Source organism: Chryseobacterium sp. 2987 (assembly GCF_031456375.1).
Lineage (GTDB): Bacteria > Bacteroidota > Bacteroidia > Flavobacteriales > Weeksellaceae > Chryseobacterium > Chryseobacterium vaccae.
Genome location: NZ_JAVDUN010000006.1, coordinates 203,571 through 224,887, shown reverse-complemented (window position 1 = coordinate 224,887; position 21,317 = coordinate 203,571). Strand labels below are relative to the sequence as shown.

The following is a 21,317-nucleotide window of genomic DNA, read 5'->3' as shown; positions in this document are numbered from 1 at the left end:
CACGGATTCGATACCATGATCTGATATGAATACCTATTAAATAAATCTAATTATACTTAAAAATTAAGCTTCCGGAGGCGGAGAAAATATAGTGAGTAAAGGCGATAGATGAAAGGAGTCATCTACCAGCACAAAAGACACGCCCTGAAGATCAGGTTCGGAGAACTTCAGATAATCGAATACATCTAAAGTTTTCGGAAGGGTCTTTTCGTAAACAATAAAAGATGACGGGTGAGAGTGGGGCTCTTCTTCGTTAATTACTACATTGGTTCTTACCAACTCCCAGCCGGCAACCGCAGCAATGCCCGGCAGCGCTGTAAAGTTAACAAAGAACATCAAAATAATAATACTCCAGAATTTCATTTTACTCTTTTTTGTCAGAAAAAATTATTTGGTTTTTCTGCTCATTACCCAGTCAGAACTTGTAAGGTTGTAGATCTTTTGGATATCCTTTAAGGTTTTCTCAAAATCAATCTCCAGATCAATGATCTTACCGGTTCTAAGGTCAAACACCCAGCCATGTACAATAGGATACTCTTCTAAAATGTATCTTTCCTGTACGCAGGCCATTTTGATCACGTTAATACACTGCTCCTGAACATTAAGTTCTACAAGTCTGTCATAACGTTTTCCTTCGTCTTCGATAGCGTCTAATTCAGTTTGGTGTAATCTGTAAACGTCACGAATATTTCTCAGCCACGGATTTAATAATCCTAAGTCCTGAGGCGTCATCGCTGCTTTTACACCACCACAGTTGTAATGTCCGCACACCACAATGTGTTTTACTTTAAGATGTTCTACTGCGTATTGAATTACCGCTGTGGAACTCATGTCTAAAGTATTAACAACATTGGCAATGTTTCTGTGGACAAAAACTTCTCCCGGTTTTGCTCCCATGATTTCTTCAGCTGTAGCTCTACTGTCTGAACATCCGATATACAGATAATCAGGTGTCTGAGTTTTAGCCAGTTCATGAAAGAAATTCGGGTCTTCAGCAATTTTAGACTCTACCCACTTCTTGTTGTTTTCGAAAATAACTTCGTACGATTGTGACATAATTTAAATGTTTAAGGTTTATAATTATTTATTTCGTTTAAATTATTTTCAAATTCAATAGACTATATCAATAATCATGCAAAAATATAATTTTTGCCATAAAGGCAGGCACTTTTAACAAAGTTTAATATTAAAATATGCTTAAAATCATATTTAAAAAGATCATTACTAGTCATTTTCAGATTAGTTTTTCTGACAAAGCTATAATCCAAACTCAAAAAACAATGATAAAATTACGAACTATTAATTATAAAATTGAATTTAAAGATTAAATATTTTTAAAATCTGCATAAAAAAAACTGCCTCAGTCTGAGGCAGTTCATTTTATAAAACAACAGTTTTTTACTGTTTAATAATCTTTACGAAGGTTTCGGCATTGTTAATCCGTACCAGATAGGCTCCGGATACCAGAGAAGAAACATCGGTCTGTCTGTTCTCAAACTTTCCTTCTTTAATCAGTTGTCCCGAAAGATTATAAATCTGGAAATAATAATCTCTGTCATCAGCATTAATGTACAATGTATTTTTTACAGGATTCGGGAAAAGGATCAGTTTATTATCCTTCTGTATCTTTTCTATCTCTTTTTTAGCAAAGACATTAACTGCTTTCTGTACTGCATTTTTAGGAACAGGAACAGCAAAAGGCTCATATCTTGGAATCTCTTTTCCATCTGCATCGTACTGGATCTTCGCACATCGGCAGGACATAGCAGATTGTGGACGGAAAGAGAAACTCGGTGTAAAGAAATACATTTTTACATCATGGCTTACCTGGCTGATCTCTGTGTTGAACAGCATTCCTATAGAATTGTCACCTCTTAGTGCGGAAGTCCAGATTCCGGAAAGTTTAAAATTCTCGTCTGCTCCGAATGTCCCTGCCTGAGAAGCTGTTAAAGCGTTTCCTCCACCAAATCCACGGATTCCGTTATTCGGGAAATTACCGATATTGTATTCCGGCTTATTAAAGATAAAACCGTATCTCACATTTACTCTTCCCTGACCAGCAGGAGGTATAGATTTTACATAACCGCCCAGGTAGTTCAGCTTAGTAGCGCTGAAGGTCTCATTGCTTACGAAAGTATTCATGTCGGAAGGATCCAGACCGTAAACATTTTTATTATTTTGGGTAAAATTAGCGTGGTAATACCAGGGAGAATTCCCTTTGGCATAGGCTAAGAAACCTGCGGAAATATTTACACCTCCGTCTGCAATGCCTTGTACATCAGGAATTCTCCATCCTTCAGGACATGGATCGTATGGTGATTTTTCTGATGCATGACCCCATCTTTCAGAAGCCAGACCATTTTCACCGGAAATCCAGTCTTTGCTCGCCGCTGCGCTTTGATACATGAAAACAGAAGGATTGTTTACAGAGTATTTCAGAACTTTTTTAAGTTTCAGATCCTGGGTGTCATTAGCTGCCACAGTGCTGGAATAAGTGGAGTATTCTTTAGTCTGATTGGTAACGTAGTTGGTCTCATCAATCGCCCCTGAATAAACAATATTCCCTGCATTCGTTCCGGTTTGTCTGAAAATAGTATATTTTCTGAACAGGTTTCGGGTATTTCCTCCCGCAGAATGCTCATAAAAACCTCCCGGGTAGTAGAATACCGGTAACGGATCTTTTCTTCCCCATTGGTAATGAAGACCGCCACTGTCTTTGAGTGTCTGTACGATGGCATTTCCATAATAAGCAGGATTGGACGCGTTATAATAGAACGTTCCATATAATCCCTGTTCAACCATGTGCTGATTCAGGAATGGGCCCAATGCACCAAGGTCTCTGTCCATTAAGGTCGTTTTCAAAGGAACTCCGTAATAACTTTTAGCTGAATTTACGAACTGACCTGCTGTGTCTTCAGTAATTCCCGTATTGGCAGCTGTTTCTGTAGTATATTCAGGGTGTTCCTGTACAACGGATTTAGGTGCCCAGATATGCCAGCTCCACAGAAGAGGATCTGTATTATTTCCAGCCGTCCATTGTCCGGAATTTCCTAAATGAAATCCTACTACGGCATTTCCAGTTTTGTTTTCGTTAAGGGTAACGCGTAGTTTAGCAGTTTCAATTGAACCATCAATAATTTCTACTTTTGAAATCAGGCTCTGATCTGTAGTCCATACTACAGACGTTGATTTTATACTTCCGGCAGGCATCTCACTGTTTTCAGATAAATACAGTTTGTGCATGGCATAAGCTTTCTTTAAAGGAATATCAATAATTCTGTCTTTGCTGGCTGCAGGAGCTTCAAGTGAAGCATTTGTATACTCGATATAGCTGTTAGGCTCTTTGGTCCATTCTTTCAATGTTTCAAGTGTATACTGAGCAGGAGAAGAGGTAATATACTCTGTTTCAAATACAGCAGGCATATAAGCATTGTTAGGATCCTTTATGCATCGTACCGCTCTTGTCTCATAAGTATTTCCTTCCAAAACACGGTTGTAAGCAATATTATGCCATCCCGCACTTGAATGGTTCGGAATATTTCCGGCATCTGAAATAAGAACTAATCCCCGTGCTCCGGTTACAGGAGTTTCCCCGATGCTGATGGAAGAGAAGAAAGTGGATGCATGAAGTGCCCCGTCACTATGCTGATCCTGAAAACCAATGATCGGCTGTTTGTATAGTTTGTTGCCGTCCCTCAGCGCGTCGATCTGTGTGCTGGTACGGTTGCTTAAAGTCATAGGCTGAGGATAATATTCATAATTTCCGGTGATGGGCAGCATTCCCAGGTTTCGGTCTGCAACATTACTCAGGTCAAATCCATAGCCCGGATAGACTTTGATTCCCGGATACTGAACATTGGGCGTATTAGGAATAATATCCACATTATTTGCTCCTCCGGCTTTCCCCCAAGGACTGGTTCTGGCTCCTGCATCTACAGAAGAGTAGAAAGATGGAACTCTCCATCCGCATGGACATGGGTCGTAAGGAGATTTCGTGGCATATCTTTTACTTTCTTTGGCAACATTTACATCCGAAGTATTCATATTGGTCCATTTACCTCCCCGGGTGTCTCCCCAAAGATCCCATGTTTCATTCTTGTAGTGATCAGCATTGTATACCTTGTATTTGCTTTTTGAAAACCAGGTAGTCTGTTCTTTTCTTTCCCAGTCTGAAGCTCCCGGTCCCTGTATCAGATAGTTCTCCCCATTATTTACAGGAGTTTCCCCTATTTTGTAAACATAAACCGGTGGAATGATAAGATTGATCGGGTTATTGATGGAATATCTGATATTTCCGTTCGGGGAATCAAAACCTGTATTGTCTGCTGTTGCATATAAATTTCCTCTGTATTTGGATGGTACGGAACCTTTTAACGTTCCAACTTCTCCTCTGATGGTATAGGTAGAAAGATCTTTATAATTGGAAGGGAATGGATCTTTTCTTCCCCATTGGTACTGCAAGCCTCCGGATCTCTGGAAGCCATGTCCTGTCAGATTGGCATTGGTAGCCCCAAGGTTTCTGTCCATCCATTTCCAGTCGGTTACCAGATTTCCGTTTTTATCCTCTTCAAATCCCTGGTGATAGGTGCTTCCGTCTGTGGGATCATCAGTTACCCATACATGCCAGGTCCAGTATACTTTGTCATTCACACGGTAAGAAACAACGGCATTCCCTTCCTTCATTTTATTAACCAGTACTTTGATTTTAGCATTTTCTCCGGTTCCTTCCAAAGTAACCGAGCGGATCAGACCGGTTTCATCTTCCCAGTACAAACCTGCGGAAGCATTTCCGATATCTGGAATTTTGGTGTAATTGTTCTGTTCGTCCCTCATCAGATCACCTCCTTTGGCCCACATTTCATAGGCTTTTTTTACAGGGATGTAAAGACCGTCTGCAGCATTGCCGTTTTTATCTTTTCCGGTGAAAATGTAACTGTTAGGAGCTTTCGTCCAGTCAGCAGGAGTATTGTCAGGTATAGCTCCGGAATTAACGGAATAACATGCATTTACACAATCTCCTGAATTATAGGGAACATTAAAGATTCCTACATAATTAATGAATTTAGAGACCTCTGATTCAATGTCCTGCAGTGATCTTACAGGCTGATAAAAGTTCGTTACATCATTACGAAGGGCACCCATACCATATAAAGTCATTTCCGGAGTATTGGATATGATCAGGTTTTCAGAGCCGGGACCTCTTCGGGCATTTCCCTGATCGTTGGTATAACCGAAATAAGGAGCTCCGTAATTACTGTGAGCAGTCAGATTCGTGATATTGATATGAGTACCGTCACTTTTGTATACCCTGAATCCTGTGATATAACTGGATACAATTACAATAGGTTCCTGATCAGTCATAAAATCAGATAACTTTTCATGGATGGTATTGTACAGATTGAAATATCTGCTTTCCAGCTGGTTGGGATTTTTGAAGTTGTGGTAGCCCGGTCCGTTAGGTTCTCCCGGCCATTGGCTGAACTTCATCATCAATCCGTTGATGGAAAACTTTCCGGCAAACATATACACCGGATCATTGTAGCTGTATAAATAAGGGATAGGATGCCCTGCCATTTCATCATAAATGAATTCAGGAGTAGAGCCCAATATACTGTTGGGAGCACCTGTATTGATCATAGTAATGGATTTTCCGTCCGGAGCAAGCTGGGCGGGTGTGGTCGGAGAAAATACAACATCGTCCTTTTTGTTGTTCATAATCACATTCCCAAGCTTATTCCAGGAATGAGCAGAAGTTACCCTATCTTTGATACCCGTCACTTTTCCTGTAGCATCAAGGTTCAGGGTTCCACTTTTTTTAGGAGTAAGGAGGATCGTATATTCATTTTCATCAAGTTCGCAGGTCGTTGCTGTATAATCACCCTCTTTATAATGGTTTACAGATCTTTCCCAGACCACGCTGCTGAAATTACTGATATTGACATCGGAATTCAGTTCAATCTTTAAATGGTAAGCAGAAACGGCAGAAGCAGGAAGCTCAAAGGATGCTTTAAGGTTTTCGTTGTACTGGTTGTAAGAATACAGGGTCTTGCACCAGATGGTGATCCAGTCTCCCTGTGAATTCTGGTACTTGATTTCCATACGGATATTTCCGCTGGTAAAAGGTTTGGTGAGCTTACCTTCAATAGCGACGAGCCCTTTCTGGTTGACATTCTGCTGAACGGTAAATCCGGGATCCAGATCATAAACGTAAGGCGGGACCAGGCTTTCAGGCCTGAGGAGTTTTTCTTTTTCATCCCTATGCTCCGGAAAAGGAGCTACCCGGGAAAAAGCATGGCTGGGTACTATGCAGAGTAGTACGGCAAAAGCCTGCAGCGTAGATTTTTTTTTCATAATGTTTCCGAAAAAATTGTTAAACGTTGTGTTTTGTGGTTAAATATTTAGTTGAGCAGAGAAAAGTAAGCTGCTGTTTTTCATTCTGATGATGAAAAACGAAATAGCCCGTAAACTCATTGTTTACGGTGTTTTTAATTCAAACTGCTTATTCTGTTATTTTCAGCGGTGAAAAAGGAGGGTAATGGAGCCGTCAAAAGACTGCTTTAGGAAATTCCGAATGTTTTTTTTCATGGTATGTTTTGTTTTTATGTGTTTTTTTTAAATTCAAAAAGATTATTATATTAATAACTTTAAGATTTTTGTAAAATTAAATAAAAAAAATATATCCCACAATGTTTGAGTTATATTTTGTTGCTGATTATTAATGAGTTGTGTATAATCTTTTATGATTAAAAACTATGAAAAAAAATGATGAAAATATCTGAAAATTTATATTTTATGATTAATGTAGCCCTCTGTTGCATTTTGATTAGAGTAGATTGTTCCCGGATTTCCCATCACAACAGAGTGGGAAGGAACATCGAAATTCACATAAGAATTCGGGGCAATCAGAACATTGTTTCCTATTGTTATACCTCCTACAATAACTGCATTGGCACCTATCCATACTTCGTTGCCAATGATAGGGAAACCAGCATTTTTTCCCCGGTTCTGCTGTCCGATGGTAACACCCTGTGCAATATTACAGTTCATTCCGATCTTTGCTTTAGGATTGATCACCAGGCTTCCCCAATGGCCTAGATAAAAGCCTTCCCCAATTTGTGTTTCAGGGTATATCTGGAATCCATATTTGATTTGATAATGTCTTAAAATAAACTTCCAGAAAATTTCTGAAACAGGGTTCTTTCCGTGTTGCTGGGCTTTTCTGAGAATATAGATAAAATGAAGATTCGGATTGATACATTTTTTCCAGATCTGAAAACGGGACAGCCATTGTCCGCTTTCCCGGTAAAAATCTTTTTGAATAATAGAACGCTCAGCCATTGCAGTTGTTTTTATACATTATCAATGATTTCCTGAATATGTTGTACCGATTTTTCCAGTACAAAAGGAAGTTCTGTAGTACTGATTTCTTTTTTATAGTGTTCGGCAAGGTCTCTGTCCGTAAGGAATTTTTTCATTCCTTCATAAATTCCGTCTTCAGAATTTGGGGTAATAATTCCCAGTTTTCCGTTCTGGAGAAGATCTTTAATTCCGGAAATATCCGTTGCTGAAATAGGTTTCTTCAAAATAAGAGCTTCGGCAATAATGGTTGGATATCCTTCATGCCGGGAAGACATAATATAAAAATCAGATTTTTCCATATAAGGGTACGGGTTGCTTTTATAACCCAGCATTTTGGCCGTTTTCTGTAGACTCAATGCATCCAGCTGAGCCTGGATATTTTCAAGATCATAGCCGTCACCAATAATCAGGAGGTTATGTTTGAAACCTTCATCCAGAAGTCTTTTGTGAACCTGAAGAAGCCTGTCATATCCTTTTTGAGGATAAACCGTTCCTACGGAAACAAAAACAGGATCGCTGCTGTCCGTAAAAGGCATATCATCAACAGGCATGTGAGCTTTCTCCAAAGTGTCATTTCTGTCAATAGGATTGTAAATTTTTACAATAGATTTCTTCTCAATATCGTTTCGGGCATGCTCCAGCATTCCCTCCTCCAGTTTATTTGAAATAACGAGTATTTTATCAAATTTAAAAAATTCCCGTATCACATCGGGCGTAAATTCTTTTAAACTAAAAATATCGTTTTGAATCCAGATAATTTTTTTTGAATCTTTTAAAGGGCTGGACAGAATCTCTTTATACATTCCATGAATAGCGCCAATCTCTACATCGTATTTTTTGTTTTTCAAAACGGATTTATAGAGAAGGCCAGGAAACCACAAAAACATTTTCTGGTAAAGAACACGGAAGGCCTTCACTGGAATTTCGTGTGGCCTGTTGGTGGTGATCATTTCCCCTTTGATGAGATAATGCAGGTTGACCCAGGATGGAACATCTTTAATATACTGTCCTGAATATAAATTGATCAGTAGGTCAATTTCATATTTGTCTGAAGGGATATTTTTCAGAAAATTAATCAGTGCTTTTTCTGCACCGCCATGACGTAAGGAACCAATTCTAATCAATATTTTTTTCTTCAAAGCAATAAAATTATGTGTTTAAAAATCTTTTAAGTTTTAGCAATAAACGGAATTGCCCGGTCTTAAGAAACAAAAATAGAACTTTTCGGTAATAGCCGGTGTATAAAAAATGATCTGTACCAATAGATTTCCTGATTTTATTAAGATACAGATCTGATTCTTCCTTCTTTAAATCTCTTCCGATTATTCCCTGGTCTATTGAGGATTCAATAAAATCCCAGTCGAATTGATAAAGATATTTTTTGGCCGCTTTATCTTCCCGTTTCTGAAATGTAATAAAATCGATTACCGCAGTGTGGAGGGTGAATAATGAGGTAAAAGAATGTTTTATCCTGCTCAGGGATCCGTCCGTAAATTCATAATGGTAGAGAGCTTCGTCCAGAATTTTTATGGAATGGATTTGTTTAATATATTCCATGAAAAACATCAGATCTTCACCATAGCTAACTTTCTTGTTAAAGCTGAGGTTGTGCTTTACAATGATGTCTCTTTCAAAAAATTTAGCACAGGGTCCTCCAAAATAGAGGAGGTTATTTCTGACCAACAGTTCAGTGAAGTCGGCCTGTATGTTATACGTTTTACAAAGCAGGTCCCTCGGTTTTCCGCGGATGATGTTCTGAATCAGCAGGACACCGGGTGATTCATACTGCTCTGTAAAAACCTGAAGATAATTGCTTTCTATCCAGTCATCAGAATCGATAAAGCATATATTTCTCCCTTTTGCATGGGCAATACCTGTATTCCTGGTATCGCTTACTCCGCTGTTTTTAATTTTATCAATTACTTTAACTCTTCTGTCTTTTTCAGCAAAAGAATTCATGATCTCCAGAGAATGATCTGAAGATCCGTCGTTGATTAAAATGAGTTCAAAATTGGAGAAAGTCTGGTTGAGAACAGAACCAACACATTTCTGCAGGGAGGCCGCTGAATTATATACCGGGATAATAACAGATATATGGATCCCGTTGTCTAAAGTAGCTCTTTCCATTGCTGTACTATTTTTTCCTTTCTCCATTTTTTGGATTCTTCGAAAGACGATTTCATAAGGTTGTTCAGGAGCTCGGGATCATGAATAAGGTGTCCAAGCTTTTCTGCAAACATTTTTCTGTCATGTAAAGGAATTAAAAACCCATTTTTTTCATTGATGATATCTGCCGGACCAAATTCGCAGTCATAAGAAATGATGGCGTTGCTGCAGAACATAGCTTCCACAAGAACCAGCCCGAAAGCTTCGCTTAAAGACGTGAAGATAAAGATTTTTGACTTTTGGAGCAATTCAGCCACTTCTTCAGGGGCTTTTCCTCCAAGAAGAAGAACCTGGTCTTCAAGTTGGTTGCTTTTGATGTATTCTGCAATATTTTCTTTTTCCGGTCCATCGCCAATGATCTGTAGTTTCCAACCCGGAGGTTTGGGCGTTTTATGAAATATTTGGACAAGTTCTATAGCATTTTTCGTTTTGTCCAGTCTGCCCGCAAAGCTGATGAGGTTTTCTTTTTTTTCCGGAGGGGTGAATTCCAGCTTTTCATATATTCCGTCCGAAAGATTAGAGATGAAAAAAGTTTTATTGAACCTTTCGTAATACTTTACTGAAGGTTTGTTGATGGAAACGACCGCTTTTAACTTTTTATAGTTTCTTCTCAGCATTTTGTCATAAACCACACCACCTATCCGGAAAGAAGAATGTTCCCAGGCAATGGTCTTTTGGCTGATCTCCTTTTCAAAAGAAAGCATGGTAGACAGTTTGTACCAACAGGTTACAATTGTTTCATAGCGGTGGTGGTTTTCCCTGATCCACTCTCTTAGTACTCTGTAGGAGCCCCAGTCATAGAGATAGGAATATATGGTGTAGATCTTGGGAAAAGAGCTGTATTTTTTATTAATATGCGTGGCAAACTTCGAATACTTGTCTGCAAACGAATTGATGTAATGTTTTTTAATTTTGGGATTTATCTTGTAAAAATCAGGCCGGGGAGCCATCAGAAATAGAATCTCTATATCGTAGCCTTCATCTGCCAGTTCCGAGGTAAGATTGGCCAGTACTTTGGCAACACCGCCAATTTTTATATTCTGATAATAGACAAATAGTATTTTTTTTTTCATTTGGTTTTTAATTCGTCAGGAAGTGACTATTGCAAAAATATAAAAAAGAACTTAGCGGAGGGGTGGGGAACTGTAGGCTTTTAAGAGACCTGCCTCTGTATGCTATTTAATTCTTCTTGCCTTTTTAAATTTATAAGGAAGATTGGTCTTAATATATTCATCCAGTTTTTTCCTGTCTTTTTCCAATTCCCGTGGGTACTCGGGGTTGTTTTTTAGAACAATGTCACCATAGTCTTCTATCGTGCAGAGAAACTGTGCCGGATTGCCGATAAATACGGTGTTGTCAGGCATAGATTGTGATAAAACGGAGTTGGCTCCCAAAATACAATTGTTTCCCATCTGTACATCCTGCATGATTACACAATTGAGGCCGATAGTACAATTGTTTCCGATTTTTATCCTCCCGAAAATTCTTGCATCTTCATAGCCGGGGAGTCTTCTCAGAAGGGTTGTGGTTCCTCCATGATTTACAAACCTTACGTTTGCTGCGATATTCACATGATCTCCAATTTCAATAAGGTAGGGCTCGGTTCCAAAATAAATTTTGTCCGGCATATTGAAACTTTTACCCACCTTCATACCACGGAATTTTGCTGCTTCAAGGCTGGCCTTGTTCAGAAATGCATGGTAGGCGGAATGTATTTTTAATACTATTCTGAATATGAGGATCATTATTGTAAATTTGTTTTTTACTTTTGCAAAGAAAAAGAATTTATTTAATATGATAAAAGTTTCCAAAATAGAATATTATTTGCCGGAGCTGGTTCTTACCAATGAGGATTTGGAAAAAGAGTTCCCTGAATGGAGTTCCGAAAGGATCCATGAAAAAATAGGCATCAGGCAGCGCCATATTTCCTCAGACAATGAGACGGTATTAGAGCTTGCCGTAAAGTCTTCTGAAAAGCTTTTTGAGGGCTATGACAGGAACAAAGTAGACTTTATTCTTTTCTGTACTCAAAGTCCGGATTATTTCCTTCCCACTACAGCATGTCTTCTTCAGGACAGACTTGGCCTCAGAAAAAATATCGGAGCGATGGATTTCAATCTCGGATGTTCCGGTTTTGTATACGGAATGGCTTTTGCTAAAGGATTAATAGCCGCAGGAATTGCAGAAAGTATTCTGTTGATCACTGCGGAGACCTATACAAAGCATATTAACCCGAAGGATAAGGCCAACCGTAGTATTTTCGGAGATGCTTCGGCATCAATCATTATTGAAAAGGATGCAGATGCCAAAGATTACAAATTCTGTCTGGGTACAGACGGAAGCGGTGCGGAAAATCTTATCGTAAAAAAAGGCGCATTCAGAACAGATTTTGAGCTGAACCCTGAAAATGAGTTTGATCCTGAAAATCTTTACATGAACGGTCCCGAGATCTTTAATTTTACCATTGAAAATATTCCGGGGCTGGTAAAAGAAACATTAGAAACAAATGGTCTGACGATGGATGATATCGATCACTTTGTTTTTCATCAGGCCAACTCTTTTATGTTGAATTATTTAAGGAAAAAGACAAAAATACCGGCAGAAAAGTTCTATATTGACATGGAGAATACAGGAAATACGGTGTCAGCTACCATTCCGATTGCTCTGAAAGATATGATGAATAAAGGAACGCTGAAAGAAGGAGACCGCATACTGATGGCTGGTTTTGGAGTTGGATATTCCTGGGGAGCTACCATTATTGAAATTTAATTATAACATAAGCCATAAAATAAAAAAAATATATGAAGACATCCGTTTTTTTAGAAAAATTACAGGAAGAATTAGAAGAAGATGAAACACTTACGCTTGATACCAATTTGAAAGAGCTGGAAAGCTATGACTCTATCAGCCTGCTTTCTGTGATTGCATTTGTAGATGAAAATTTTAATAAGAAAATTGATACAAAGCAGTTTAAAGATATAGAAAAAGTATCTGATCTTGTCAATATTATTGGTAAAGAAAACTTCGAAGATTAATGAATCAGTTTTCATTAAAAGATAAAATAATTCTAATTACAGGGGCTTCTTCCGGGATCGGGAGAAGCTGTTCTGTAGAATGTAGTAACGCAGGTGCAGATCTTATCCTTATTGCAAGGAATGAAGAAGAGCTTCAAAAAACAGTATCTATGCTTTCTCCTGAGGCTAAGGCAGAGATGATTATTGCAGATATTACCCAAGGTGAAAACCTGGAAGAATTAATTGCTGAAAAAGTTGCTGTTTTAGGAAAGATATCAGGATTTATCCACTGTGCAGGAATAGAGAAAACATTGCCTCTTAAAAAGCATACACCTCAGTTGTACCATGATATTTTTGCGGTCAATGTGATTTCCGGTTTTGAGATTGCTAAAATTCTTTCCCTTAAAAAATATAAGACCGAAACTTCAGCTTTTGTATTCATTTCTTCAGTTGCCGGAATGGTTGGAGAAATTGGGAAAGCCGCTTATTCTGCCAGCAAAGGTGCAGTGGTTTCCGGAGCTCGTTCTCTGGCAATGGAACTTTCAAGAAACGGAATAAGAGTAAACAGTATCAGTCCTGCCATGGTAGATACTCCTATTTTAGAGAAAATGTTCGAAAATATCGGAGAGGAAGCTGCAGAAGAGATCCTGAAAAAACATCCGCTGGGTATAGGAAAACCTGAAGATGTGGCCAATGCCTGCATTTTCCTGCTTTCAGATGCCGCAAAGTGGATTACAGGGACTAATCTGGTAGTAGATGGTGGCTATTCAGCCCAATAATTATTTTTTCACAAGATTTTCGATAATTTTTTCTACGGCATCAAAAATTTTCTGATTGTCAAACTGGCTCTCTATGGTTTCAAGGTTGGTCTTGATTTTTGTAATGAGCTCAGGATTGGTCAGAAAGACTTTCATGGATTCATACATTTCATTTGTATCATAGTTGATGAGGTATCCGGTTTCACGATCTTTGATCATCACACCCACATCTCCGGTATCGGTAGCGATAATTGGTTTTTGCAGAATTAATGCTTCGGCGATTACCAATGGCCATGCCTCGGATTCGGAGGGAAGAATAAAGTAATCCGCATTTTTAATGTAAGGATACGGATTCATTCTGTTCCCGCTTAAAATAAAAGTATTCTGAACATTATTGGCCTGAATTTGTTCAGTCAGATTTTTCATCTCCTCACCGTTGCCAAGGATGACAATGCTGTGATGAAACCCTTCGTCAATAAGCCTCTTGTGAGCATCAATGAGTTTATGGTAACCTTTTCTGCCGTGAAGGCGGCCTACGGAAACAAAAACAGGACCTTGAGGAAGGTCTACAATTTTTTCTTCAGCTTTATTTTTAATCTCTTCTATAGGAATGGCATTAATTACTACGCTTTCAGCCGGATAAGATAAGTCAGGGTGTGACTGATGCATGATATCTTTGATTTTCTGGGAACAGTAGATCATATGATCAAACTGTGGGAAATTTTCAAGAATATCCGGAACCAGAGGTTGCATTCCCGGAATATTGATCTCCGAGTGAAACCATCCTATTTTTTTTGAATCTTGATTACTGGAATTGATGACGGATGAAAAAGCCGAATAGGTAGGAGCAATTTCCACATCAAATTTTTTATGTCCTAAAAGACGATCAGTTATTGTATGATTTTTCTGAGCTTTGGCAAGTTTAAGTCTTCTGCGGATCAGCTGCAGTTTGTGGATTAACGGATTTTGAGAAAAATCTTCTCTCCCGTCTGTAAGATATACTTTTCTGACATGTTTGGGGAATTCATTTCTAAGCTCACCCTGATTAAGATTCAGACATACCGTAATGTCGAATTTTTCAGGATTGAGATTCTTGATGATGCTGAGAATTACCTTTTCTACTCCGCCCATTTCCATGGAACGATGCCTGAAAAGGACTTTTATTTTTTTATTTTCAGACATGCTAGTTTTCTTACAATTTTTGAAATGAATGTATTTTGTTTCCCGAAAATGAAGGTAGGAAGGTTTTCAATATCCTCTATGTTCTTATCATAGAGCTTTTGTATATGCCTTCTTTTAAGAGTGTTATACAATACGATATGCCAGTTTTTATACAGTTTTTCCTTTTTTCCTTTATCCTGAGAAACTCCCTGTGTGTGAATTCTGTAAAGGTAAAGCTTTTTGGTGATGAAAAACAGATCTCCCTTTTCATAGAGTTTCAGGTAGAGGTCCTGATCTACAGATGAACTGATGGTTTCATCTATTTTTTCAGTGGAAAGATAAGTCTCTTTCCTGAATGTGAAAAAATGGGCAATTTCAAACTGTGTGTTCAGGAACTTTTTTTGTCCATTCCGGATCTTTTTAGAATAAGGGAACGTTTTCGTAACTGAGAGATTTTCATCACACATATAAAACTGGGAATAAGTACCAATAATATTCGTGGATGTGTATGCTTTTATGCTTTCCTCCAGAGCATTGGGTGTTAAGGCATCGTCAGGATCTACAAAGCCGCAGATGGTACCCGTTGCAAGTTCCGCACATTTCTTTTTGGTATAGCCCACCCCCTTGTTGGCTTCATTTTCATACAGAAAGAAGCGGGGATCGCCGGAAATTAATTCTCTGAGAGATTCTTTTTCTGATTCTTCAGAGCAGTCATCCACAATAATGACTTCCCAGTCGGAGTAGGTTTGTTTAATGATACTCTCAAAACAGTCTCTGAAAAAAATAGCATTATTATAGTGAGCAATTAATATCGAAAACTTCATTCTCTTGCCTTAAAAATTAGTTCTTGTTCATTTACTACTGTTGTATTCTCAGGAACATCTTTATAGATTGTGCACCCGGCTCCAATAATACAGTTGTCGCCAATGGTTACGCCTTTCAGTACGGTAACATTGCTTCCGAGCCAGCAGTTGCTTCCGATGGTTATGGGAGCTTTTGTAAATTCTGATGTATGTACTTTGAAAATGGGAGAGGTTTCATAAGTGTGATTATGATCATATAGCTTTACATTTTCTCCGAATAATGTATTCTCACCTATTGAAATGCGTTCCAAGCAGTTGATAGAGCAGAAATTGTTCATAAAGAAACGGTCTCCGATTTCTAACGTGGCATTTTTCAGGACAAGCATACAGGTGTAATTTCTAAATTCTACAGACTTTCCGATGCTTACTTTTTTTAAATCCTTGTCCAGAACAAAGCGTCCGCCAGCACCTAGTTTGATATTTTCAAAAAATACGCCGGGGTGCTTTTTCAGGATAGAAAGCTGCTGTTTTCTGTATATTTTTTCGAAAAAATTGTAGAACATATCTGAGTTTTATTTTTTTTCATTTCACTTGAGTATCACAAATATAATCGGTTTTTAGATAAATGAAAAAAAAATATTTATTTTTGCGGTATTAAAGACAACACAGTGAGCGAAATAACAAGAGTTCTCAAAACATTTATAGGGTATCTGAAAAGACCCGACCTTTATCCGGAGCTTGGCCGGAAAATCATTAAAAATACAGTAAACAGAAGCAATGCATTCAAGGGAAAGGAAAAAACCAATTCCTGGGCTGCCGCGAAAGCTGTTTCTCAAAAAGAAGCTGTTTTAAAGCTGTTCGGGATTGATATTGATCCCTTCCGTACCGATTACCGAGAAGCATTAGCGGCTGCAGAACATAAGGAGAGTGTGTGTCCTGTGAAAATGGGCGGTCCCGGAGCACTGGAACTGATCTATTATGCCTGTGAATTTACCAATGCTAAAAATGTGGTAGAAACAGGCGTTGCTTATGGATGGTCATCACTGGCTTCACTTTTATCGCTGGTAAAAAGAGAGGGTACATTGTACAGCTCAGATATGCCGTATCTGGCGCAGGATGGCGATCAGTATGTAGGATATGTGGTTCCGGAGCAACTTAAAAACCACTGGAAGCTGTTTCGTTTTGCAGACAGGGAGTCACTTCCAAAAATCTTTTCCGAAAATCAGGTTTTTGATGTACTGCATTATGATTCGGATAAAAGCTATAACGGAAGAATGTGGGCTTATGGCGAACTTTATCAGCATTTGAGAAAAGGAGGGGTATTTATCAGTGATGATATTGGTGATAACTCTGCCTATCAGGATTTTTGTGAGAAAAATAATATAGAAACCACTGTGGTAGAATATGAAGGAAAGTATATTGGTGTTTTTATCAAATAAACTTCCGGAAGGTATTTTTTATCTAACTAAAAATAGGAGAGGCTGTTGAACAGTTTTCATGAATGAAGATAAGTCAGATCACTTTTACCCGGTTCCTGGCAGCTATGGCGATTGTTATTTCCCATTTCAATAAAGATATGTTTCTGTATAAGATTGATTATATTTCAAACATCTTTCTGAAAGCCAATGTAGGGGTAAGCTATTTTTTTATCCTGTCCGGATTTATTATGATCATAGCTTATCATAAGAAGGAGAAGATAGAATATATTGACTATTACAAAAACAGATTTGCCCGGATTTATCCGTTATATGTGCTTGGATTGCTGCTTTATCTGGTAACCCGGTTTTCGAAATTTAACATACCCGACAGCTTTCTGTATCTTTTTGGATTGCAGAGCTGGATTCCAGGTAAAGCAATGATTCTGAATTTCCCGGGATGGTCTATTTCTGTGGAGTTTTTATTTTATCTGCTCTTTCCTCTGCTGTATAATCACTTTTATTCAAAAAAGAATAAAACCATTTGGGTGGCTGCCGGAGTGATCTGGATTGTAAGTCAGGTGTTTTCTCATCTTTATGAAGCTTCCCCTTCCTATAAAGGCCCTCATACCGAAAGTCATGAATTTCTGTATTATTTCCCTCTGATGCATATTAACGAATTTCTTGTAGGAAACCTTGCAGGTATTCTCTTTGTCAGGAATTTTAAACAGAAAAATTATGATATTCCGGTAATTCTGATTTTTACAGCCATTCTTCTTACTATGATTTTTGTTCCGCTTTTTTATCATAACGGATTAATGGCCCTGCTTTTCATCCCTCTTATTATTCTAATATCCGGAAACAATGGCTTTCTGACAAAGCTGTTTTCTTTAAAGCCACTGGAATATCTGGGTGAAGCAAGTTATGCCGTTTATATTACCCACATCCCGGTATTGTATATTCTGAGAGATATTCTGAGAACATATTATCTGGACAGCGATACTATATTCCTGATTTATATTCCCGTTCTTATCATAACTTCAATGTTGTTTTATCAATTTATTGAAAAACCTTTGAGAGATTATCTGAAAAGATTGGAAATCTGAACGATATCTTTATAAAAAAACATATTTTTGTGTAAACCGAAAAAAAATTACAGTGATTGAAATAGCCCATATTCCCTCAAAAAATAATAGAAATCTTAGAAATAATCCCATAGGCAGAAGCTTTAGCGTTTCAGAAGAGGAAAAAGTATGCATCCATAACTTCTAAATACGTCATATGTTATTCAATTCAATAGGATTTCTGATCTTTTTGCCCATCGTATTTTGTCTTTACTGGTTTGTTTTCAATAAGAAATTTCAGCATCAGAACAGACTTCTGCTTCTCGCGAGTTTTTATTTTTATGCTTGCTGGGACTGGAGATTTCTTTTCTTATTGATGTTTTCAATAGGTCTGGATTATGTATCCGGAATTAAAATAGAGAACAGCAAAAATAATAGAGAAGCCAAGTTCTGGCTTACCTTAAGTATTGTGATCAATCTCGGGTTTTTGGGTTTTTTCAAATATTATAACTTCTTTGTTGAAAGCTTTGCTGATCTTTTAAGCAGCTTTGGATTCACTGTGAATGTCTGGCTTATCAATATCATACTTCCGGTAGGAATTTCTTTTTATACTTTCCATGGGCTTTCCTATGTCATAGATGTTTATAAAAAAAGAATAAAAGCGGAGCGGAACTTTACAGATTATGCTGTTTTTGTCAGCTATTTCCCCCTTCTTGTTGCGGGGCCTATAGAAAGGGCAACGCATCTTCTTCCCCAAATTCAAAGAAAAAGAGTTTTCAATTATGAACAGGCAGTAGACGGAATGCGCCAGATTCTTTGGGGATTTTTCAAGAAAATGGTTATTGCAGATAATTGTGCGCCTCTGGTTAATGAGATTTTCAATAATTATCAGACGGAAACTCCCGTGAATCTTGCCATAGGAGCTGTATTATTTGCCTTCCAGATTTATGGAGACTTTTCGGGATACTCTGATATTGCATTAGGGGTTTCAAGATTATTTGGTATCGAATTACTTAAAAACTTTTCATTTCCCTACTTTTCAAGAGATATTGCAGAATTCTGGAGAAGGTGGCATATTTCGCTTTCTTCGTGGTTCAGGGATTATCTTTATATTCCTTTAGGAGGAAGTAAAGGAGGGCTGCCTATGAAGATCAGAAATACATTTATTATTTTCCTGGTCTCAGGATTCTGGCATGGAGCTAACTGGACTTTTATTATATGGGGAGGGCTCAATGCGCTATATTTTATGCCTTTACTGATCATGAATAAAAACCGTCAGAATCTTGAGGTAGCGGCCCAGGGAAGACTTTTGCCATCTGTAAAAGAAATTTTTCAGATCTTAATTACGTTTTCAGTCACTTGTATTGCGTGGATATTTTTCAGGGCAGAATCTGTTTCTCAGGCTTATCATTATATTTTAAGAATATGCAGTGTTGAGCTCTATTCTGTGCCCCATAATTTGCCTGTGAAAGTATTTGGACTGATCGGCTTTATGATGATTGTGGAATGGATCAACAGAGAGCAGTTTCATGGGCTGGAGATCAAAAGATATATGCCTTGGGTGAGGCGGATTTTTTATCTTGCAGTTATTTATATTATTCTTCGTTACGCCAACTTCGGGAATAATGAATTCATTTATTTTCAGTTTTAGCATGAAGAAGTTTTTATTTAAAATAGCACCTTATTTTGCTGTTGTACTTATTGTATTTGCAGTACTTGGATCTTATGCAGATGGAAATACGGATGATGATTATATGCACTTCGCAGTTGAAAAACCACAGAATATCATTTTGGGGGATTCCAGAGGAGCACAAGGAATTGTTCCATCGGTTTTGAAAGAAAAACTAGCTGTTCCTTTTGACAATTTTTCCCTTAATATTGTCTATTCACCATACGGCCAGATTTATTTAAAAGCCTTAAAAAGAAAACTTAATCCTGCTACGAAGAACGGAATTTTTATTCTTACCGTAAACCCGTGGAATCTTTCCCTGAATCATATTGTTAAGAAAAAAGAAGATTTTCCTGAAGAAAAATCGCCACTTAAGAATATGTATTTTTATGATATGTCGCCCAATTATGAATACCTGTTGAGAAATTATACCAAAAGCTGGTTTAAAATTTATACAGACCGTGAAGAGGCTGGCAGATCCAATACTTTCCTGCATAAGGACGGCTGGATGGAAGTAGATGTTAATATGAACAAAGATTCTGTAGCCGCACGAACAGCGTTGAAAACAAAGGAATACAGGGATATGATGGAGAATTATAATCTTTCGGATGAACGGTTAAAGGCTTTGAATGATATCATCAATTACCTTAAAGACAAAGGAACAGTTTATCTGGTACGTATTCCTACCTCTAAAAATATTACGGAGATAGAAAATGAAAAGTTCTCGGTATTTAATGATGTTATGAAAGAGATTTCACAGAAACATCATTTGAAATATTATAATTTTGCGGGTCAGTATAATGAGTTCCAATATACAGACGGAAACCATATGTACCGGGATTCCGGTAAAAATCTTAGTGCCCGTATTGGAGATTCTATCCGGTCAGACCGTAAAAATTAAAGCAGATATTTTCTGAAATTAATATTATACAGCCCGGAACGAATACTTGGATAATCTGTAATAAGATATTGTAAGATCATTCCCCACTTTTTGAAAACAGGTGCATCTGCGATCTGAAAACTCCGGTGCATTCTTCTGATATGAAGTTTTACAGGAGCGGGAATATTATCCTCAGCTGAGGCCCAGTCATTAACTTCTTTCCACAGCAATACTTTGGTTTTGGCGGGTTTTACTGCTTTCGCTTCCACTTTTGTGATCCTGTTATCTTCATGAACTCCTCTTATCGCCACCGCTTTATCTAAAATACCTGGATAAAGATCAAGGTAAAAAGACAGACGGAACAAAAATTCCGAATCCTGGTGAAGTCTTAAAGTGGTTTTGAACAGCGGATTCATTTTTTTCATTAACGACTCTTTTCGGATAGTCAATGTATCAATACTGAATAAACCAAAACTCCCACGCATATGAAGCTGGCCCGGGAAAACATCTTTCGGATTGTGCTTTTCATAAACAGTTGTTAATTTATCCTTATACAGATTGTAATACTGTTCTTTTGCTTTTTCAGAATAATACTGTACACCAAGAGCGCCGTAAACTCCTTCTACTTCGGGATTTTTAAAAAGTTCTTTTTCAGCTTCGAATCGGTTAGAAAGGTAATAATCATCGGCATCCAGAAATGCAATAAAGTCTCCGGTGGACTTCTCTATACCCAGATTTCTGCTGGGGCCGGCTCCGTGGTTACCCTTATCCGGATGCTGGAATAATTTTACTTTCTCATATTTATCGGCAAGCTGTATACATATCGGGAGCACATTGTCGGGAGATTTATCCTCAACAAGAATAATCTCATGTACTTCATCAAGCGGAAGTACAGATTCTACGGCTTGGGTTATAAACCTTTCCGCATTGTAAACAGGGATAATGACCGAGATTTTCATTTTGTGTTAGTTTTCCAACAGCAAATATAATAAAGTAGAGAAGATTATATAGGGTCTTTATTTTATATT

The 21,317-nt window shown here is 37.9% G+C and carries 19 protein-coding genes; 7 read left to right on the top strand and 12 right to left on the bottom strand.

Annotation, left to right across the window (positions count from 1 at the left end):
* Positions 1–63: 63 nt before the first annotated feature.
* The 8 genes from J2Y40_RS18650 to J2Y40_RS18615 all read right to left on the bottom strand — a co-directional run bounded on the left by J2Y40_RS18650 (position 64) and on the right by J2Y40_RS18615 (position 11,270).
* The gene (locus tag J2Y40_RS18650) at positions 64–363 is read right to left on the bottom strand and encodes a hypothetical protein (protein WP_153397420.1); all 300 of its coding nucleotides are present in this window, start codon (positions 361–363) and stop codon (positions 64–66) included.
* 24 nt (positions 364–387) lie between these two features.
* Positions 388–1,056 carry a carbonic anhydrase gene (locus J2Y40_RS18645; protein ID WP_153397422.1) on the bottom strand — a complete coding sequence of 223 codons (669 nt, stop codon included), beginning with the start codon at positions 1,054–1,056 and terminating at the stop codon, positions 388–390.
* 342 nt (positions 1,057–1,398) lie between these two features.
* On the bottom strand, positions 1,399–6,351 hold the full coding sequence (locus J2Y40_RS18640; protein WP_310000688.1) for a T9SS type A sorting domain-containing protein: 4,953 nt from the start codon (positions 6,349–6,351) through the stop codon (positions 1,399–1,401).
* Between the two features lie 432 nt (positions 6,352–6,783).
* Positions 6,784–7,338 carry a serine acetyltransferase gene (locus tag J2Y40_RS18635; protein WP_310000686.1) on the bottom strand — a complete coding sequence of 185 codons (555 nt, stop codon included), beginning with the start codon at positions 7,336–7,338 and terminating at the stop codon, positions 6,784–6,786.
* An 11-nt stretch (positions 7,339–7,349) separates the two neighbouring features.
* Positions 7,350–8,498 carry a glycosyltransferase gene (locus J2Y40_RS18630; protein WP_231128714.1) on the bottom strand — a complete coding sequence of 383 codons (1,149 nt, stop codon included), beginning with the start codon at positions 8,496–8,498 and terminating at the stop codon, positions 7,350–7,352.
* A 10-nt stretch (positions 8,499–8,508) separates the two neighbouring features.
* Positions 8,509–9,513, bottom strand: a complete 1,005-nt coding sequence (locus J2Y40_RS18625; protein ID WP_310000685.1) for a glycosyltransferase family A protein — start codon at positions 9,511–9,513, stop codon at positions 8,509–8,511.
* A complete protein-coding gene (locus J2Y40_RS18620) occupies positions 9,468–10,598 on the bottom strand; it encodes a glycosyltransferase (RefSeq protein WP_310000684.1) in 1,131 nt (376 codons plus the stop codon). Before J2Y40_RS18620 ends, J2Y40_RS18625 begins: the two co-directional genes overlap by 46 nt.
* Positions 10,599–10,700: 102 nt before the next feature.
* Positions 10,701–11,270, bottom strand: coding sequence for an acyltransferase (locus tag J2Y40_RS18615; protein ID WP_153397435.1), 570 nt, complete (start codon positions 11,268–11,270; stop codon positions 10,701–10,703).
* A gap of 49 nt (positions 11,271–11,319) precedes the next feature.
* On the opposite strand from J2Y40_RS18615, the gene J2Y40_RS18610 reads away from it, so the two are divergent.
* From J2Y40_RS18610 to J2Y40_RS18600, 3 genes are read left to right on the top strand one after another with little or no spacing between them, the layout of a single operon-like run.
* A complete protein-coding gene (locus J2Y40_RS18610) occupies positions 11,320–12,294 on the top strand; it encodes a ketoacyl-ACP synthase III (RefSeq protein ID WP_310000682.1) in 975 nt (324 codons plus the stop codon).
* Positions 12,295–12,326: 32 nt separating this feature from the next.
* Positions 12,327–12,560 (top strand): phosphopantetheine-binding protein, encoded by a 234-nt coding sequence (locus tag J2Y40_RS18605; protein WP_062698016.1) that lies wholly within the window; start codon positions 12,327–12,329, stop codon positions 12,558–12,560.
* Positions 12,560–13,318, top strand: a complete 759-nt coding sequence (locus J2Y40_RS18600; RefSeq protein WP_310000678.1) for an SDR family oxidoreductase — start codon at positions 12,560–12,562, stop codon at positions 13,316–13,318. The genes J2Y40_RS18605 and J2Y40_RS18600 overlap by 1 nt, the downstream gene beginning before the upstream one ends.
* Here J2Y40_RS18600 and J2Y40_RS18595 read toward each other — a convergent pair whose 3' ends face one another.
* Genes J2Y40_RS18595 through J2Y40_RS18585 form a run of 3 tightly spaced genes read right to left on the bottom strand, consistent with a single transcriptional unit; the run spans position 13,319 to position 15,824 of the window.
* The gene (locus tag J2Y40_RS18595; RefSeq protein WP_310000676.1) at positions 13,319–14,479 is read right to left on the bottom strand and encodes a glycosyltransferase; all 1,161 of its coding nucleotides are present in this window, start codon (positions 14,477–14,479) and stop codon (positions 13,319–13,321) included.
* Entirely contained in the window at positions 14,458–15,282 is an 825-nt protein-coding gene (locus J2Y40_RS18590) for a glycosyltransferase family 2 protein (protein ID WP_310000673.1), read from the bottom strand. The genes J2Y40_RS18595 and J2Y40_RS18590 overlap by 22 nt, the downstream gene beginning before the upstream one ends.
* Complete coding sequence (locus J2Y40_RS18585; RefSeq protein WP_153397445.1) at positions 15,279–15,824, bottom strand: DapH/DapD/GlmU-related protein; 546 nt, start codon at positions 15,822–15,824, stop codon at positions 15,279–15,281. The genes J2Y40_RS18590 and J2Y40_RS18585 overlap by 4 nt, the downstream gene beginning before the upstream one ends.
* Before the next feature lie 105 nt (positions 15,825–15,929).
* Here J2Y40_RS18585 and J2Y40_RS18580 point away from each other — a divergent pair, with 105 nt between their 5' ends.
* The 4 genes from J2Y40_RS18580 to J2Y40_RS18565 all read left to right on the top strand — a co-directional run bounded on the left by J2Y40_RS18580 (position 15,930) and on the right by J2Y40_RS18565 (position 20,310).
* Positions 15,930–16,700, top strand: a complete 771-nt coding sequence (locus tag J2Y40_RS18580) for a class I SAM-dependent methyltransferase (RefSeq protein WP_153397447.1) — start codon at positions 15,930–15,932, stop codon at positions 16,698–16,700.
* A 62-nt stretch (positions 16,701–16,762) separates the two neighbouring features.
* A complete protein-coding gene (locus tag J2Y40_RS18575; RefSeq protein WP_153397449.1) occupies positions 16,763–17,782 on the top strand; it encodes an acyltransferase in 1,020 nt (339 codons plus the stop codon).
* Between the two features lie 175 nt (positions 17,783–17,957).
* Entirely contained in the window at positions 17,958–19,391 is a 1,434-nt protein-coding gene (locus J2Y40_RS18570; RefSeq protein WP_153397451.1) for an MBOAT family protein, read from the top strand.
* Position 19,392: 1 nt separating this feature from the next.
* Positions 19,393–20,310, top strand: coding sequence for a hypothetical protein (locus J2Y40_RS18565; RefSeq protein WP_310000669.1), 918 nt, complete (start codon positions 19,393–19,395; stop codon positions 20,308–20,310).
* On the opposite strand, the gene J2Y40_RS18560 is transcribed toward J2Y40_RS18565, so the two are convergent.
* Positions 20,307–21,248: a glycosyltransferase family A protein gene (locus tag J2Y40_RS18560; protein ID WP_310000667.1), complete on the bottom strand. Its 942-nt coding sequence runs from the start codon at positions 21,246–21,248 to the stop codon at positions 20,307–20,309. The genes J2Y40_RS18565 and J2Y40_RS18560 overlap by 4 nt on opposite strands.
* Between the last annotated feature and the right edge of the window lie 69 nt (positions 21,249–21,317).

Coding starts and splice junctions, on each gene's coding strand:
- J2Y40_RS18605 (WP_062698016.1), top strand. CDS start 12,327: ATGAAGACATCCGTTTTTTTAGAAAAATTACAGGAAGAATTAGAAGAA.
- J2Y40_RS18590 (WP_310000673.1), bottom strand. CDS start 15,282: ATGAAGTTTTCGATATTAATTGCTCACTATAATAATGCTATTTTTTTC.
- J2Y40_RS18565 (WP_310000669.1), top strand. CDS start 19,393: ATGAAGAAGTTTTTATTTAAAATAGCACCTTATTTTGCTGTTGTACTT.
- J2Y40_RS18600 (WP_310000678.1), top strand. CDS start 12,560: ATGAATCAGTTTTCATTAAAAGATAAAATAATTCTAATTACAGGGGCT.
- J2Y40_RS18625 (WP_310000685.1), bottom strand. CDS start 9,513: ATGGAGAAAGGAAAAAATAGTACAGCAATGGAAAGAGCTACTTTAGAC.
- J2Y40_RS18645 (WP_153397422.1), bottom strand. CDS start 1,056: ATGTCACAATCGTACGAAGTTATTTTCGAAAACAACAAGAAGTGGGTA.
- J2Y40_RS18620 (WP_310000684.1), bottom strand. CDS start 10,598: ATGAAAAAAAAAATACTATTTGTCTATTATCAGAATATAAAAATTGGC.
- J2Y40_RS18575 (WP_153397449.1), top strand. CDS start 16,763: ATGAAGATAAGTCAGATCACTTTTACCCGGTTCCTGGCAGCTATGGCG.
- J2Y40_RS18595 (WP_310000676.1), bottom strand. CDS start 14,479: ATGTCTGAAAATAAAAAAATAAAAGTCCTTTTCAGGCATCGTTCCATG.
- J2Y40_RS18585 (WP_153397445.1), bottom strand. CDS start 15,824: ATGTTCTACAATTTTTTCGAAAAAATATACAGAAAACAGCAGCTTTCT.
- J2Y40_RS18570 (WP_153397451.1), top strand. CDS start 17,958: ATGTTATTCAATTCAATAGGATTTCTGATCTTTTTGCCCATCGTATTT.
- J2Y40_RS18650 (WP_153397420.1), bottom strand. CDS start 363: ATGAAATTCTGGAGTATTATTATTTTGATGTTCTTTGTTAACTTTACA.
- J2Y40_RS18635 (WP_310000686.1), bottom strand. CDS start 7,338: ATGGCTGAGCGTTCTATTATTCAAAAAGATTTTTACCGGGAAAGCGGA.
- J2Y40_RS18640 (WP_310000688.1), bottom strand. CDS start 6,351: ATGAAAAAAAAATCTACGCTGCAGGCTTTTGCCGTACTACTCTGCATA.
- J2Y40_RS18615 (WP_153397435.1), bottom strand. CDS start 11,270: ATGATCCTCATATTCAGAATAGTATTAAAAATACATTCCGCCTACCAT.
- J2Y40_RS18560 (WP_310000667.1), bottom strand. CDS start 21,248: ATGAAAATCTCGGTCATTATCCCTGTTTACAATGCGGAAAGGTTTATA.
- J2Y40_RS18610 (WP_310000682.1), top strand. CDS start 11,320: ATGATAAAAGTTTCCAAAATAGAATATTATTTGCCGGAGCTGGTTCTT.